The following is a 14,776-nucleotide window of genomic DNA, read 5'->3' on the forward strand; positions in this document are numbered from 1 at the left end:
TAATTTGAAACCATTAGGGAAGACCGGAGGCGGTCACGGTGAGCAACGTCGAAGCAGAGCCGGCCGAGGTGCGCTGCCAGGTGGCGGTGGACGGGGTGCGGCCGACCCAGGGACCGCGGGTCGACGTGCTCACCCCGCGCGACGTACCGCTCGGCGGCCCCCGGGCCATGAGCGTGCGGCGCACACTTCCCCAGCGGGCCCGGACCCTGATCGGAGCCTGGTGCTTCGCCGATCACTACGGTCCCGACGACGTGGCGGAGACCGGCGGCATGGATGTCGCCCCTCACCCTCACACCGGACTGCAGACCGTGAGCTGGCTCTTCAGCGGGGAGATCGAGCACCGGGACAGCCTGGGCAGCCACGCCTACGTCAGGCCCGGCGAGCTCAACCTCATGACGGGCGGACACGGCATCAGCCACTCGGAGGTCTCCACCCCGCGCACCACGGTCCTGCACGGCGTCCAGCTGTGGGTGGCGCTGCCCGGGGAACACCGGCACACCGAACGGGACTTCCAGCACTACGTGCCCGAGCCCGTGTGGATCGACGGCGCCGAGATCAGGGTCTTCCTCGGCTCCCTGGCGGGGGCCTCGTCCCCGGTACGGACCTTCACGCCCCTGCTCGGCGCCGAAATCGTCCTCCAGCCGCACACGACGGTCACCCTCGCCGTCGACCCCGGCTTCGAGCACGGTGTCCTCGTCGACCACGGGAACGTCCGGCTCGCGGATGTGGACCTGCGTCCCGCCGAGTTGGCCTACGTGCACCCCGGAACCGGCACCCTGACCCTTGTGAACGCGTCGGCGGAGCCCGCGCGGACGGTGCTGATCGGCGGGACCCCCTTCGAGGAGGAGATCGTCATGTGGTGGAATTTCATCGGCCGCAGTCACGACGATATCGTCAGGGCGCGGACGGACTGGGAGAAGAACTCCGACCGCTTCGGCGCCGTCGAGGGATATCCGGGTAACCGACTTCCCGCACCCGCCCTGCCGAATGCCATCATTGCGTCGCGCAGGAATCCACCGCGTCACTGACACAATCGCGTCACTGACACAGTCGAAAGCATCGACACACAGTCGAAAGGCACCCGATGAGCCAGCCTTCCGCCGCTCCGGTCGTCGAGCGGGCAGATGCCAGGAATCGCTATGAAATCCTGGTCGACGGCAAGCGCGCCGGTCTGACCGCGTACCGCGACCGTGGCGCGCAGCGCGTCTTCTACCACACGGAGGTCGACGAGGCCTTCGCCGGACAGGGCCTGGCGTCCCAGCTGGTCCAGGAGGCGCTCACCGATGTGCGCACCCTGGGCAAGCGCATCGTTCCGGTCTGCCCCTACGTGGCGAAGTTTGTGAAGAACCATGAAGAGTTCGCCGACATCACCGACCCGGTGACGCCCGAAATCCTCACCTGGCTGGACACGGAACTCCGCTGACCGCCCCGCGGCCCGGCCGCCGGCCGGGCGGTCTGTCCACCCAGGCACTCTCTGTGTGCCCATAGTGCACAAAGCCGCGCAGAAGTCGTCCTGCCGCTCCCGCCGTGCTAATGGTGGGAGCGGTTTGCATTCGGCTGGTTCGTCGAACTGCCATTTTCGATGAATGGCCCCGCGGCCACGGGTCCAGGAATCCGCATCGTGTGACCGGCGGAACGGATTTCTCAGAGTCGTTTCCCACACAGACGAACGAGGTGTTGCTGTGGCGCAATGGGCGAGACGTGGTCGCCCGGGCTGAGACGGACATGAGGAAGTCCCCCTCGACGGGGGGGACTTCCGCATGCCACCCGTTGTACCGGCCGTGATGGCGGCCCTCGCCTCAGGACTGCGCCCGGATCCAGTCGGCGTCGCCGGACGAGAGGCGGTGCGTGGCCACCGAGGTGACCGCGAGCAGTGCCAGGGCGAGTCCCAACGTGAGCACGAGGTGGGTGTGCATCAGGAGCTGGGCTCCGACGAAGGCGCCGAGGAACATGGCCACCACTGACAGGATCCGGCGGCCCGGCCGGGGTGCGGCACCGCCCGCGGGAGCCGAGTCCGCGGCCAGCCCGGTCAGGGTCAGCGTGAGGACGGTCGTGGTGAGGTCCGGGACGCCGAGGCGCCGGGCGACCGCGTTCTGCAGGCCCATGGCGAGGCCGAGGAAGACGATCAGGGTGTACTGGACACCGGTGGTGACCTTGCCGTCGCTGATCGCGGCGGCGGCCACGGTGACGGCCACCAGGAGTGTCTGCACGGCCGTGGCCGTCTTCAGCAGGTTGCCCCGGTGCGCCGCGTACCGCGTGCCGAGCCGTCCGCCGGCGAGCGCGCCCACCAGGAACGACGCCAGCGAGACGACGGAGGCCGGTGCGGACAGGCCCGCGGCACCCGCCAGCGCGAAGCCGAGGAAGACCACGTTGCCCGTCATGTTGGCGACGAAGACGTGTCCGAGAGCGAGGTAGCTCACGGCGTCGACGAGGCCCGTCACCACGGTCAGGGTCAGCAGCAGGGGAGGCAACGGGCCGTGGCGGTCTCCCCGGGGCGGGACCAGCGTGTGGTAGGCGTCAGTCAGCAGCCCGCGCATGCCGGGTTCCTTCCGTTGTTGTCCGCCTCGGGCACGGTGAAGTAGTCGTCGGACAGGACCGCGAGGTCCCCGTAGCAGCCGGGACGCAGCACCCCCTTGACCTCTTCCTCGCCGGTCAGCGCGGCGCCCGCGCGGGTGAACATCGCCAGTGCGGTCTCCCGGTCGACGCGGGACGACGCCGGGTGCAGCACCAGATCGCCGACGGTGCGGCCGCTGACCAGCCAGTGCAGTGCGACCCAGGGGTTGTACGTGGAGACACGGGTGGCGTCCGTACCGGCGGCCACCGTCAGGCCGCGGTCCAGCATGGCCCGGACCGGCGGGGCGGCCGCGGCGGCACCGGGGCCGTATCGGCGTACGAACGCGTCGCCCTGGAAGGAGGGACGGTTCTGCACGGACATCGCGCCACCGAGGGCCACGACACGGTCGATGCTGTCCGTGGAGACCGTCTCCGCGTGGTCGAACAGCCAGCGGTTCCCGGCCGGGAAGAGCCCCTCCGCGGCGAGCTTCTCGAACACCGCGAGGTCACGCCGGATGGTCTCGTCGTAGGTGGCATGGAGGCGGAAACCCCAGCCGTTCTCCATGAGCAGACGAACCGCCTTCTCGAACTCCACCTCGTAATCGGAGGCGAGTTCCGGGCGCGGCTGCGCGAAGTAGCGTGAGCAGCGCAACTGGGGCGACTGACCATGGCCATCGCCTGGCGCAGGGCACGGCTCGTCGAGCGGCACGCCCAGACCGCCACCGCCCGCTCCCTCGTCTTCGACGTGCCCGGCTGGCCGGGCCATCTGCCGGGCCAGCACGTCGACGTACGACTTACCGCCGACGACGGCTACCAGGCCGTACGCAGCTACTCCCTGGCCGCACCGGCCGACGGGGACCGCATCGAGCTGGGCGTCCAGGCCGTGCCGGACGGGGAGGTCTCGCCCTACCTGGCCGACGGACTGCCGCTCGGGACGGACGTGGAGGTGCGGGGGCCGCTCGGCAACTGGTTCGTATGGCGGCCCGAACAGAGCGAACCCGTGCTGCTGGTCGCCGGGGGCTCCGGTGTGGTGCCGTTGGCCGCGATGGTCCGCGCCCATCGCGAGGCGCGGTCCGGCAGCCCGGTTCCACCTGCTGTACTCCGTACGCACCCCGGACGATGTCTGGTACCGCGACCACCTGGCCGACGGGCACGCCGACCTGGACGTCCGCATCGTGTACACCCGCAAGGCCCCGCCGGGCGCCACGCGGGCACCCGGCCGCGTGACCCCGGCCGACCTCGACGTCTCGACCGCCGGGCTCGGGCGGACCGGCCCCGTCTACGTCTGCGGGCCCACCGCCTTCGTCGAGACCGTCGGGAACCTGCTGGTCGACGGGGGACGGGACCCGGCCACCATCCGTACCGAACGCTTCGGCTGAACCGCCGTAACCCACCGCACCGGAGGCCCATCATGGCGGACGCGACCGCGCACCTCGACGGCAACTGCCTTGCCGGCCCGCTCTCGGAGATCCTCGCCGTGGAACCCACCACGGCCTGGTGGCGCCGTCCCGAGTGCGCGCGGTCGGGCCCGCTCGCCGAACTCCATGTCTACGGGCCGGAGCCGGGACTGACCGCATGCTGCCCCGGATGCACGTACATCGCGCTCAGACTGGTCCGGGACGGGGGATACGTCTGGCTGACGGTGGGCGGCTGAACGGGCGCTTTCCGATTCCGTACCGCCCAGGTGTAGTCCTGGCGCTCGTTGGAGCCGTCAGTAGTGGGTGATTCCTGCCGCCAGAGTCCGCGTCCAGGGGGCTTCCACCTCGTCGGCCCCCATGGACACGATCAGGTGACAGAGCATGCCCACGGCGAAGAAGTCCTGGATCTGCCTCTCGCTGCCGCCGGATGCGCCTCGGACGTACTCCACCAGCCGGGCGTACCCCTGCCGGACGGCCTCGCGCACCGCGGGTTCCGAGACGGCCGCGGCCTGCGCGTGGAGCTGGATCAGCATCAGGTCGTTGTCGCTGATCAGCTTGGCGTAGGCATCGCCCATGACCGACAGCACGACCTCGGGGGAGCTGCCCCGGGCCTCGGCGGCCGCCCGTTCCAGACTCGCCCGCACCTGTACGAAGCAGTGCTCGACCACGGCGACGAACAGAAGTTCCTTGTTGGGGAAGAGCCGGTAGACGTACGCCTGGGAGATGCCCGCCGCCTTGGCCACCTCGGCCGTGGTGGTGCCGAAGTAGCCCCGCGCGGCGAACGCCCCGATCGCGGTGCGCAGCACGGTATCGCGGCGCTCCTCGGCGGTGGACAACTGGCGGGGGCGATCCTTCGGCATGTGAGTAGCCAATCACTCACATCGGGCACTGTCAAGGCGCGGCGAACACGCACGGTCCTGCCGTCACCCGGAGACCGCAATCGTCCCGCGCGTGTGGCCCTCTCACTCCGCGGACCGCCCCTTGACGCGGACCGGAGCCCGATCGACACTCCAGTAGGGATTTCCTAGTGAACGGGTAGGGAAGCATGGGACGCCTGGAGCCGGTCAACGGCCGTGCGCACCGCACACGCCGGCGGTCCCTCCTTCTGACCTCCCGCCGTCACATCGATCTGCTGCGTGTCTGCAGCGCATCCGGTCCCCTGCGCTGAACCGGCGGTGCCGGGCCCGCGCCCCACCCCGTCGCCCGGCGGCCGGGGAGCCCCGCCCGCCCGTGGGCCGCCCCCTCGCACCTTCGCGCAACCAACCCCGGGGAGAGACATGTCCGCCCATGCCCTGACCGCGCTCCCGTCCGCCCAACCCGCCCCCGCCTTCCGCGGCAGGATCGGCCGTGACGCCCGCAGCGGCCACTACGCCGTACCGCGGCGCTACCGCCTCCACCTGTCCCTGTCCTGTCCGCGGTCCCTGCGGATCGCCATCACCCACAGCCTGCTCGGCCTCGACGAGGTCCTCCCCGTGACCCTGCTGCCCGCGGTGCCCGACGGGCCCAGGGGCGAGCACTCGGCACTGCGCCCCCTGTACGAGGCGAGCGCCCATCGCTACTCCGCGGCCGCCGTGGCGCCGGTGCTCAGCGACGACTGGTCGGGCCGGATCGTCAGCACCCATGCCTCCGACATCATGCGCGACCTGGCCCACCGCTTCGGCGCGGGCCGCCCCGCGCTCTACCCCCAGGGCGCCGACGCGGAGATCGAGGGTGTCCAGCGCCTGTGCGCCCAGGGCATCGAAGCGGCCGCCCAGCGCGCCGGACGCGCCGACGCCGACGAGGAGGAGCGGCACGCCGCGCTCACCTCGCTGCTGCGCACCCTGGGGTCACTCAACGGGCGGCTGGCCCGTCAGGGGTATCTGTTGCCTGAACAACTCAGCGCCGCCGATGTGCAGTTGTGGGTGAGCCTGGTGCAACTCGACACCGTGCACCGCTGGCACCTGGACGCGGCCGCGGTGCATCGCGTCGCCGACCACCCGCACCTGTGGTCCTACGCCCGCCGGCTGGCCGCCCACCCCGCCTTCGGACCACACCTGGACCTCGACGGCATCGCCCGCCGGCATCACGCGCACTGTCGCGGACTCGAGGCCGCGGGCGCTGCGGTGCAGATCCTGGACTGGGCGGCGCACCTTCCCGAGGGCACGGCGGCACGGCCCTGTTGACGGACGCGCGGCGCGCCGCGCCACGTATCACGTGACGGACGCCCGTTGACAGCGCTCGGGGCGCCTGCCTTAACTTACGGCCAGAAAGGTCATGAGCGTCGGCGACAAGCCCTGGCTGGCTGACCGGCAACCCTCGCACCGCGGTGGGGTGCCCCAGGTGACGACCCGACCGGATGACGTTTCGGTAAGCGCGTGGCCCCCGGGCCCGGAACAGTGACGGTGGCAGTGATGTACGCAGCTTCGAGGACAGCCGCTCCGCGGCCCCGGGGCTGCGTCCTGCTGTGCGCGAACCGTTCCGTCGACCTGCTCCGCGTCAACAGCGCACTGTGTACCACCCCGGGCTCTGCCCGCCGCCACGCCTGACGGCGTTCCGCATCCCCGACGCGCACCGCCGCCGCGGTCCGCCCACGTTTCCGTCCCGCCCTTGGTCCCGTGCGCCTCCCACGCCCCCTCACTCCCGGCGGTCCCCGCCGCCCGGTCGTGCGGCGGCGCGCGCCGCCCCGGGGCGTCCGACTCCGCTGGAGCCTGCCATGAGTGAATCCCCCGGCGCCGCCGTGTCCCTCGCCCCGTCGCCGCCCGACGAGACCGCCGCGGGGCCCCCGAGGGCCCAGCGGGTGCTGCCCCTGCGCCGGCCGGGCCGCTGGATCGCCACCGCCGTCGTGCTCGTACTGATGGCCCAGTTCGTCCATGGACTGGTGTCCAACCCCTTCTACCAGTGGGACCGTTTCACCTACTGGTTTCTGCGCCCCACCCTCCTCGACGGACTGCTCATCACCCTCGAAGTGACCGCGTTCAGCGCGGTGCTCGGGCTGCTCGGCGGAATCCTCCTCGCGCTGGCCCGGCTGTCACAAAGCCCCGTGCTGCGCGGGCTGAGCTGGATCTATGTATGGGCGCTGCGCTCCATACCGCTGATCGTGGTGCTGATCTTCCTCTACAACTTCGGCGCGCTGTACAGGACGCTGAGCATCGGCGTCCCCTTCGGCCCCGCCTTCTTCACCTTCGACGAGTCACGGCTCGCCACCGACATGGTCGTCGCCGTCGTCGGTCTGAGCCTGAACGAGGCGGCCTACGCCGCGGAGGTCGTCCGCGGCGGCATCCTCTCCGTCGACCAGGGCCAGCACGAGGCGGCCGCCGCACTCGGGCTGCCCAGGAGCTACCAGTTCAAGAGGATCGTCCTTCCGCAGGCCCTCAGATCCATCATCCCCCACTACGTCAACCAGCTGATCGGCCTGATCAAGGGCACCTCGCTGGTGTTCTACGTCTCGCTGCTGGACCTGTTCGGCTCCGCGCAGACCATGGGCAGCACCTACCCCGGCGACATCGTCCCCCTGCTGCTGGTCGTCACCGTCTGGTACCTGATCCTCACCAGCCTCGTGTCGGTCGTCCAGTTCTACGTCGAGCGGCACTACGCCCGCGGCGCCACCCGGTCCCTGCCGCCGACCCCCTTCCAGAAGCTCCGCAACGGTCTTCACGACCTGCGGGAACGCGCGCGCGAGGAGGCCGCCGTATGACCACCGGGACACCGGGCACCCGCCCCGCCGCCGTCGAGGTCCACGACGTGCACAAGTCGTTCGGCGCCCACCGGGTGCTGGACGGCATCGAGTTGACCGTACGGCCGGGCGAGGTGACCGTGATCCTCGGCCCGTCCGGCTCCGGCAAGTCGACCCTGCTGAGGGTGATCAACCACCTGGAGAAGCCCGAACGCGGCTACGTCAGCGTGAACGGCGAGCCCATCGGCGTGCGCCGGCACGGCGACCGCCTGAAGGAACTGAGCGAGCGGGCGATCCTGGCCCAGCGCGGCCGCATCGGATTCGTCTTCCAGAACTTCAACCTCTTCCCCCATCTGACCGTGCTGGACAATGTGGCCGCCGCCCCGGTGGCGACCGGCCGACTGACCAAGCCGGACGCCCAGGAGCTGGCCCGCGACCTGCTCGGGCGGGTCGGACTCGCCGACAAGGAGCGGGCCTATCCCCGGCAGTTGTCGGGGGGTCAGCAGCAGCGCGTGGCCATCGCCCGCGCGCTCGCCCTGCGCCCCGGAGTCATCCTCTTCGACGAACCCACCTCCGCCCTCGACCCCGAACTCGTCGGCGAGGTGCTCGCCGTCATCAAGGACCTGGCCCGCGGCGGCACCACCCTCGTCATCGTCACCCACGAGATCGGCTTCGCACGTGAGGTCGCCGACCGGGTGGTCTTCATGGACGGCGGCCGGATCGTCGAACAGGGACCGCCGGACCAGGTGCTCGACCGCCCACGGCACGAGCGGACGAGGGACTTCCTGAGCAAGGTGCTCTGACCACACCTCCCCTCACCGCCCCCCTGGAGCGAGAGGACCGCCCGGTCCGCGTTCCCCCCAGGCCTTTCGTGTCCCTCCCCACCGCTCACCGAACAAGGACAGCCATGCGCACCCTCACTCTCCGCACCCGCTTCCGCCGCGGCCTCACCGCGGGCACCGCCGTCGTCACCCTCGCAGCCGGGCTCGCCGCCTGCGGGGGCACCAGCGACGCCGCCACCACCACGGAGAACGCGGCCTCCGGCACGGTCGCCGTGGGGCAGCTCTCCAACGGCGCCGCCCGCCAGACCACCCTGAAGGTGTCCGAGGTGAAGTCGATCAGCGCCGAACTGCCCGCGGCCCTGCGCAGGAGAGGCACCCTTCAGATCGGCGTCGGCGCCCTGCCCTCCGGCCTCCCGCCGCTCGCGTACGTCGGCGGCGACCAGAAGACCCTCACCGGCGCCGAACCCGACCTCGGACGTCTGGTGGCCGCCGTGCTCGGCCTCAAGCCGGAGGTGAGGAACTCGACATGGGAGAACCTCTTCGTCGGCCTCGACAGCGGCAAGGTCGACATCGCCTTCTCCAACGTCACCGACACCGAAGAGCGCAAGAGGAAGTACGAGTTCGCCTCCTACCGCGAGGACAACCTCGCCTTCGAGGTGCCGAAGCAGAGCACCTGGAACTTCGACGGCGACTACGAGAACCTCGCGGGCAAGACCGTCTCCGTCGGCTCCGGCACCAACCAGGAGCGGATCCTCCTGGGGTGGAAGGCGAAGCTGGCCAAGGAGGGCAAGAAGCTCACCGTCAAGTACTTCCAGGACAACAACAGCCTCCATCTGGCGCTGGCCGGCGGCAGGATCGACGCGTACCTCGGCCCCAACCCGTCCATCGCGTACCACATCACCCAGGGCGCGCACACGCCTCGGGCCACCCGCAACGCGGGCACGTTGTCCGGCGCCGGCGAGACGCTCCAGGGGCTGATCGCGGCGACGTCGAAGAAGGACAGCGGCCTGGCGAAGCCGGTCACCGATGCCATCAACCACCTGATCGAGAACGGCCAGTACGCCCAGTGGCTGGCAGCCTGGAACCTGTCGAACGAGGCCGTGGCCAAGTCGGAGACCAACCCTCCGGGCCTGCCGCTCGACAACTCCTGATCCCCGGCGAAGCCCTCGCGCCATGCGGCCGGCCGAGGCCGCACTGCTCCCGCGAGGGTCCGTCCACTCTCCTTACGGACATCCAGGAAGGCACCCACTCGTGTCCTCAACCTCTCCCGCCCCCCTGCACCTCGCCGTGGCCCTCGACGGCACCGGCTGGCATCCCGCCTCCTGGCGCGAGCCGGAGGCCCGGCCCCGGGACCTGTTCACCGCCGGCTACTGGGCCGACCTGGTCGCGGAGGCCGAGCGCGGTCTGCTCGACTTCGTGACCATCGAGGACGGGCTCGGCCCGCAGTCGTCGCACGCACTCGACCCGGACGAGCGCACCGACCAGGTCCGCGGACGGCTCGACGCCGTACTGATCGCCGCCCGCATCGCACCACTGACGCGACACATAGGGCTGGTGCCGACCGTAGTCGTCACGCACACAGAGCCGTTCCACATCTCCAAGGCGATCGCCACCCTCGACTACGTAAGCACCGGTCGCGCGGGCGTACGCGTCCGGATCAGCGCGCGCCCCGGCGAAGCCGCCCACTTCGGCCGCCGCACCCTGCCCCGTATCGACGGCTACGACAGCCCCGGCGCCCAGGAGGTGCTGACCGACCTCTTCGACGAGGCCGCCGACCATGTCGAGGTCGTGCGCCGGCTCTGGGACAGCTGGGAGGACGACGCGGAGATCCGCGACGTGGCCACCGGCCGGTTCATCGACCGCGACAAGCTCCACTACATCGACTTCGCGAGTCGCCACTTCAGGGTCAAGGGCCCCTCCATCACCCCGCGCCCGCCCCAGGGCCAGCCCCCGGTGACCGCGCTCGCCCACCAGAGCGTGCCGTTCCGGCTCCTCGCCCGCTCCGCCGACCTGGGCTATGTCACCCCGCACGGCATCGAGCAGGCCCGCGCGATCGTCACGGAGGTCCGGGCCGAACAGGCCGCCGCCGGACGGGCCGAGGAGCCGTTGCACCTCTTCGGCGACCTGGTCGTCTTCCTCGACGACGACCCCGCCGAGGCCACCGCCCGCCGGGAGCGTCTCGATGCCCTCGCCGGGGAGCCGTACACCGGCGACGCCCCGAACTTCACCGGCACTCCCACCCAACTGGCCGACCACCTTCAGGAGTTGCAGTCGGCCGGGCTGTCCGGTTTCCGGCTGCGCCCCGCCGTCGCCGGGCACGACCTGCCGCGGATCACCCGCGGTCTCGTCCCCGAACTCCAGCGCCGCGGCGCGTTCCGTACCGCCTACCAGGCCGACACCCTGCGCGGGCTGCTGGGACTCGTCCGACCCGCCAACCGCTACGCCGCGCCCGCCGCCTGAGCCGGAAGGAACCCGACGAACCATGAGCAAGCCGCTCAAGCAGATCCACCTCGCGGCCCACTTCCCCGGCGTCAACAACACCACCGTGTGGAGCGACCCGAAGGCCGGCAGCCATATCGAGTTCAGCTCGTTCGCGCACTTCGCACAGACCGCCGAACGCGCCAAGTTCGACTTCCTGTTCCTCGCCGAGGGGCTACGGCTGCGCGAGCAGGACGGAAAGATCTACGACCTGGATGTCGTGGGACGCCCCGACACCTTCACCGTGCTCGCCGCGCTGGCCGCCGTCACCGACCGCCTCGGCCTGACCGGCACCATCAACTCCACCTTCAACGAGCCCTATGAGGTGGCCCGCCAGTTCGCGAGCCTCGACCACCTCTCCGGCGGACGCTCCGCCTGGAACGTCGTCACCTCCTGGGACGCCTTCACCGGCGAGAACTTCCGCCGCGGCGGCTTCCTGCCACAGGAGGAGCGCTACTCCCGCGCCAAGGAGTTCCTCGCCACGGCGAACGAACTCCTCGACTCCTGGCACGGCGACGAGATCGTCGCCGACCGGGCGACCGGCGTCTTCCTGCGCGACGCGAAAGCCGGAGCCTTCGTCCACCACGGGCAGCACTTCGACATCCACGGGCGCTTCAACGTCCCCCGCAGTCCCCAGGGCCGCCCGGTGATCTTCCAGGCCGGGGACTCCGAGGAGGGCCGGGAGTTCGCCGCCTCGAGCGCGGACGCCATCTTCAGCCGGTACAGCACCCTGGAGTCCGGCCAGAGCTTCTACGCGGACGTCAAGGGCCGCCTCGCCGCGTACGGCCGCCGTCCCGACCAGCTGCTGATCCTGCCCGCGGCGACCTTCGTCCTCGGCGACACCGACGCGGAGGCCGAGGAACTGGCCCACGAGGTACGGCGGGCCCAGGTCAGCGGGGCCACCGCGATCAAGCACCTGGAGTTCGTCTGGAACCGCGACCTGTCCGCCTACGATCCGGACGGCCCACTCCCGGACATCGACCCGCTGCCCGGGGAGAACACCATCGCGCCCGGCCGCGCCCAGGTGCGGATGTACCGTGACCCACTGGCCACCGCGCGGGAATGGCGCGAACTGGCCGCCGCGCACCACTGGTCCATCCGCGACCTGGTCATCCACACCGGCAACCGCCAGACCTTCGTGGGCTCCCCGGCCACCGTGGCCCGGGACATCGACGCCTTCGTCCAGGCCGACGCCTCCGACGGCTTCATCCTCGTCCCGCACATCACCCCCGGCGGACTCGACGACTTCGCGGACACCGTGGTCCCACTGCTTCAGGAGCGCGGTGTGTACCGCACGGAGTACGAGGGCACGACTCTGCGCGACCATCTGGGCCTGGCCCACCCCGACGCCGGGACGCCGGCGGGGCGGGCGGCGTCGTAGCGCCCTCACCCCGCCGGGCCCGGCCGCGCTCCGCGGTGCCGTCGCCGACCGGGAGGACGAGCGAGCGGACATACCACCGCCCCGGCCGGATCCGATCCGGCCGGGGCGGTGGTCACACCGGTGCGGGTGCCGCGCCGACGGCGCTTACGCGAGCGACGTCAGCAGCTGGTTCCAGGTCGCCGAGGGGCGCATGACCTCGGAGGCCTTCACCGGGTCGGGCTGGTAGTAGCCGCCGATGTCGGCCGGCTTGCCCTGGACGGCGATCAGCTCGTCGACGATCTTCTGCTCGTTGGCGGTGAGCGCCTCGGCGAGCGGGGCGAACGCCTTCGCCAGCTCCGTGTCGTCCGTCTGCCCGGCCAGCTCCTGCGCCCAGTACAGGGACAGGTAGAAGTGGCTGCCGCGGTTGTCGATGCCGCCGAGGCGACGGGTCGGGGACTTGTCCTCGTTGAGGAACGTCGCCGTGGCCCGGTCGAGGGTGTCGGCGAGGACCTGGGCGCGCTGGTTGCCGGTGGTCTTCGCGTACTGCTCGAAGGACGGTACGAGCGCGAAGAACTCGCCGAGGGAGTCCCAGCGCAGGTAGTTCTCCTTGACCAGCTGCTGGACGTGCTTCGGGGCGGAGCCGCCGGCGCCCGTCTCGAACAGGCCGCCGCCCGCCATCAGCGGGACGATCGACAGCATCTTGGCGCTGGTGCCCAGCTCCAGGATCGGGAACAGGTCGGTCAGGTAGTCGCGCAGCACGTTGCCGGTGACGGAGATGGTGTTCTCGCCGCGGCGGATGCGCTCCACGGACAGCTTGGTGGCCTCGACCGGGGGCAGGATGCGGATGTCCAGTCCCTCGGTGTCGTGCTCCCGCAGGTACTCCTTGACCTTCGCGATCAGGTTGGCGTCGTGCGCGCGGGTCTCGTCCAGCCAGAACACGGCCGGGTCGCCGGTGGCGCGGGCGCGGGTGACGGCGAGCTTCACCCAGTCCTTGATCGGGGCGTCCTTGGTCTGGCAGGCGCGGAAGATGTCACCGGCGGAGACGGTCTGCTCCAGCACGACGTTGCCGGCCTGGTCGACGAGACGGACGGTACCCGTGGTGGGGATCTCGAAGGTCTTGTCGTGGCTGCCGTACTCCTCGGCCTTCTGCGCCATGAGGCCCACGTTCGGCACGGAGCCCATGGTGGCGGGGTCGTAGGCGCCGTTCGCGCGGCAGTCGTCGATCACGGCCTGGTACACGCCGGAGTAGCTGGAGTCCGGCAGGACCGCGAGGGTGTCGTGCTCCTGGCCGTCCGGCCCCCACATGTGGCCCGAGGTGCGGATCATGGCCGGCATGGAGGCGTCGACGATGACGTCCGACGGAACGTGCAGGTTGGTGATGCCCTTGTCGGAGTCGACCATGGCCAGCGCCGGGCCCTCGGCCAGCTCGGCGTCGAAGGAGGCCTTGATCTCCTCGCCGTTCGGCAGGGCCTCGAGGCCCTTGAAGATGCCGCCCAGACCGTCGTTCGGGGTCAGGCCCGCCGCGGCGAACGTCTCGCCGTACTTCGCGAACGTCTTCGGGAAGAAGGCGCGCACCACGTGACCGAAGACGATCGGGTCGGAGACCTTCATCATCGTGGCCTTCAGGTGCACGGAGAACAGGACGCCCTCCTCCTTGGCACGGGCCACCTGCGAGGTCAGGAACTCGCGCAGCGCGGCGACGCGCATCACGGAGGCGTCCACGACCTCACCCTCGAGCACCGGCACGGACTCACGCAGCACGGTGGTGGAGCCGTCGTCGCCCTTCAGCTCGATGCGCAGCGCACCGGCCTCGGAGATCACCGCGGACTTCTCGGTGGAGCGGAAGTCGTCCACGCCCATGGTCGCGACGTTCGTCTTCGACTCCGGCGTCCAGGCGCCCATGCGGTGCGGGTGGGTCTTGGCGTAGTTCTTCACCGAGGCCGGGGCGCGGCGGTCGGAATTGCCCTCGCGCAGCACCGGGTTCACGGCGGAGCCCTTGACCTTGTCGTAACGGGCGCGGATCTCCCGCTCCTCGTCGGTCTTCGGCTCGTCGGGGTAGTCCGGCAGCGCGTAGCCCTGGGCCTTCAGCTCGGCGACGGCCGCCTTCAGCTGCGGGACGGACGCCGAGATGTTCGGCAGCTTGATGATGTTGGCCGCGGGGGTCTTGGCCAGCTCGCCCAGCTCAGCGAGGTCGTCGTTGATCCGCTGGTCCTCGTCCAGGTACTCGGGGAAGACCGCGAGGATGCGCCCGGCCAGCGAGATGTCACGGGTCTCCACAGCGACACCCGCCTGCGAGGCGTAAGCCCGGACCACCGGCAGGAAGGAATACGTCGCCAGGGCCGGGGCCTCGTCAGTGTGCGTATAGATGATGGTCGAGTCAGTCACCGGGTGCTCCGCTCCACGTCTGCAACATTGCTCGACATCAAGATATCTCGTGTGCGTACCCCACTCGACAGTGGCCCGCATCACGGACGGCCCCCACCGGCCGCCCGGACCGTGGCCCCGGCTCCCGGCCTGGCGGGAATCGCGACGA

Annotated in this window: 12 protein-coding genes, 2 pseudogenes and 1 riboswitch; of the genes and pseudogenes, 10 read left to right on the plus strand and 4 right to left on the minus strand. The window is 70.6% G+C overall.

Going from position 1 to position 14,776, the window contains the following annotated elements; genetic code table 11:
- Window positions 1-38: 38 nt before the first annotated feature.
- Complete coding sequence (locus tag ABZ823_RS26455) at window positions 39-1,028, plus strand: pirin family protein (protein WP_361665284.1); 990 nt, start codon at window positions 39-41, stop codon at window positions 1,026-1,028.
- Window positions 1,029-1,084: 56 nt separating this feature from the next.
- Window positions 1,085-1,423 (plus strand): GNAT family N-acetyltransferase, encoded by a 339-nt coding sequence (locus ABZ823_RS26460; protein ID WP_361665287.1) that lies wholly within the window; start codon window positions 1,085-1,087, stop codon window positions 1,421-1,423.
- A gap of 376 nt (window positions 1,424-1,799) precedes the next feature.
- On the opposite strand, the gene ABZ823_RS26465 is transcribed toward ABZ823_RS26460, so the two are convergent.
- Together ABZ823_RS26465 and ABZ823_RS26470 are read right to left on the minus strand one after the other, a co-directional pair.
- Window positions 1,800-2,537: a YoaK family protein gene (locus ABZ823_RS26465; protein WP_361665289.1), complete on the minus strand. Its 738-nt coding sequence runs from the start codon at window positions 2,535-2,537 to the stop codon at window positions 1,800-1,802.
- A 26-nt stretch (window positions 2,538-2,563) separates the two neighbouring features.
- Window positions 2,564-3,187, minus strand: a pseudogene (locus ABZ823_RS26470) (amidohydrolase family protein); the annotation flags it as partial.
- Window positions 3,188-3,220: 33 nt separating this feature from the next.
- Between ABZ823_RS26470 and ABZ823_RS26475 the strand changes: the two are divergent.
- A pseudogene (locus tag ABZ823_RS26475) lies at window positions 3,221-3,932 on the plus strand (FAD-binding oxidoreductase).
- 32 nt (window positions 3,933-3,964) lie between these two features.
- The gene (locus ABZ823_RS26480) at window positions 3,965-4,207 is read left to right on the plus strand and encodes a DUF6510 family protein (RefSeq protein ID WP_361665291.1); all 243 of its coding nucleotides are present in this window, start codon (window positions 3,965-3,967) and stop codon (window positions 4,205-4,207) included.
- A gap of 57 nt (window positions 4,208-4,264) precedes the next feature.
- Here the strand turns inward: ABZ823_RS26480 and ABZ823_RS26485 are convergent, their stop codons facing one another.
- Window positions 4,265-4,831, minus strand: coding sequence for a TetR/AcrR family transcriptional regulator (locus tag ABZ823_RS26485; RefSeq protein WP_361665293.1), 567 nt, complete (start codon window positions 4,829-4,831; stop codon window positions 4,265-4,267).
- A 417-nt stretch (window positions 4,832-5,248) separates the two neighbouring features.
- On the opposite strand from ABZ823_RS26485, the gene ABZ823_RS26490 reads away from it, so the two are divergent.
- The 6 genes from ABZ823_RS26490 (at window position 5,249) to ABZ823_RS26515 (ending at window position 12,264) form a co-directional block, all read left to right on the plus strand.
- Window positions 5,249-6,133: a glutathione S-transferase C-terminal domain-containing protein gene (locus tag ABZ823_RS26490; protein WP_361665295.1), complete on the plus strand. Its 885-nt coding sequence runs from the start codon at window positions 5,249-5,251 to the stop codon at window positions 6,131-6,133.
- 87 nt (window positions 6,134-6,220) lie between these two features.
- Window positions 6,221-6,330, plus strand: a riboswitch (SAM riboswitch).
- Window positions 6,331-6,663: 333 nt separating this feature from the next.
- Window positions 6,664-7,644, plus strand: a complete 981-nt coding sequence (locus tag ABZ823_RS26495; RefSeq protein WP_361665297.1) for an amino acid ABC transporter permease — start codon at window positions 6,664-6,666, stop codon at window positions 7,642-7,644.
- Complete coding sequence (locus ABZ823_RS26500; protein WP_361665299.1) at window positions 7,641-8,426, plus strand: amino acid ABC transporter ATP-binding protein; 786 nt, start codon at window positions 7,641-7,643, stop codon at window positions 8,424-8,426. The genes ABZ823_RS26495 and ABZ823_RS26500 overlap by 4 nt, the downstream gene beginning before the upstream one ends.
- Window positions 8,427-8,530: 104 nt before the next feature.
- Complete coding sequence (locus ABZ823_RS26505) at window positions 8,531-9,556, plus strand: ABC transporter substrate-binding protein (protein ID WP_361665301.1); 1,026 nt, start codon at window positions 8,531-8,533, stop codon at window positions 9,554-9,556.
- 100 nt (window positions 9,557-9,656) lie between these two features.
- Complete coding sequence (locus ABZ823_RS26510) at window positions 9,657-10,865, plus strand: LLM class flavin-dependent oxidoreductase (protein WP_361665303.1); 1,209 nt, start codon at window positions 9,657-9,659, stop codon at window positions 10,863-10,865.
- 22 nt (window positions 10,866-10,887) lie between these two features.
- A complete protein-coding gene (locus ABZ823_RS26515; protein ID WP_361665305.1) occupies window positions 10,888-12,264 on the plus strand; it encodes an NtaA/DmoA family FMN-dependent monooxygenase in 1,377 nt (458 codons plus the stop codon).
- Window positions 12,265-12,408: 144 nt separating this feature from the next.
- On the opposite strand, the gene ABZ823_RS26520 is transcribed toward ABZ823_RS26515, so the two are convergent.
- The gene (locus ABZ823_RS26520) at window positions 12,409-14,628 is read right to left on the minus strand and encodes an NADP-dependent isocitrate dehydrogenase (protein ID WP_361665307.1); all 2,220 of its coding nucleotides are present in this window, start codon (window positions 14,626-14,628) and stop codon (window positions 12,409-12,411) included.
- Window positions 14,629-14,776: the final 148 nt, after the last annotated feature.

Source organism: Streptomyces sp. NPDC047079 (genome assembly GCF_040643755.1).
Lineage (GTDB): Bacteria > Actinomycetota > Actinomycetes > Streptomycetales > Streptomycetaceae > Streptomyces.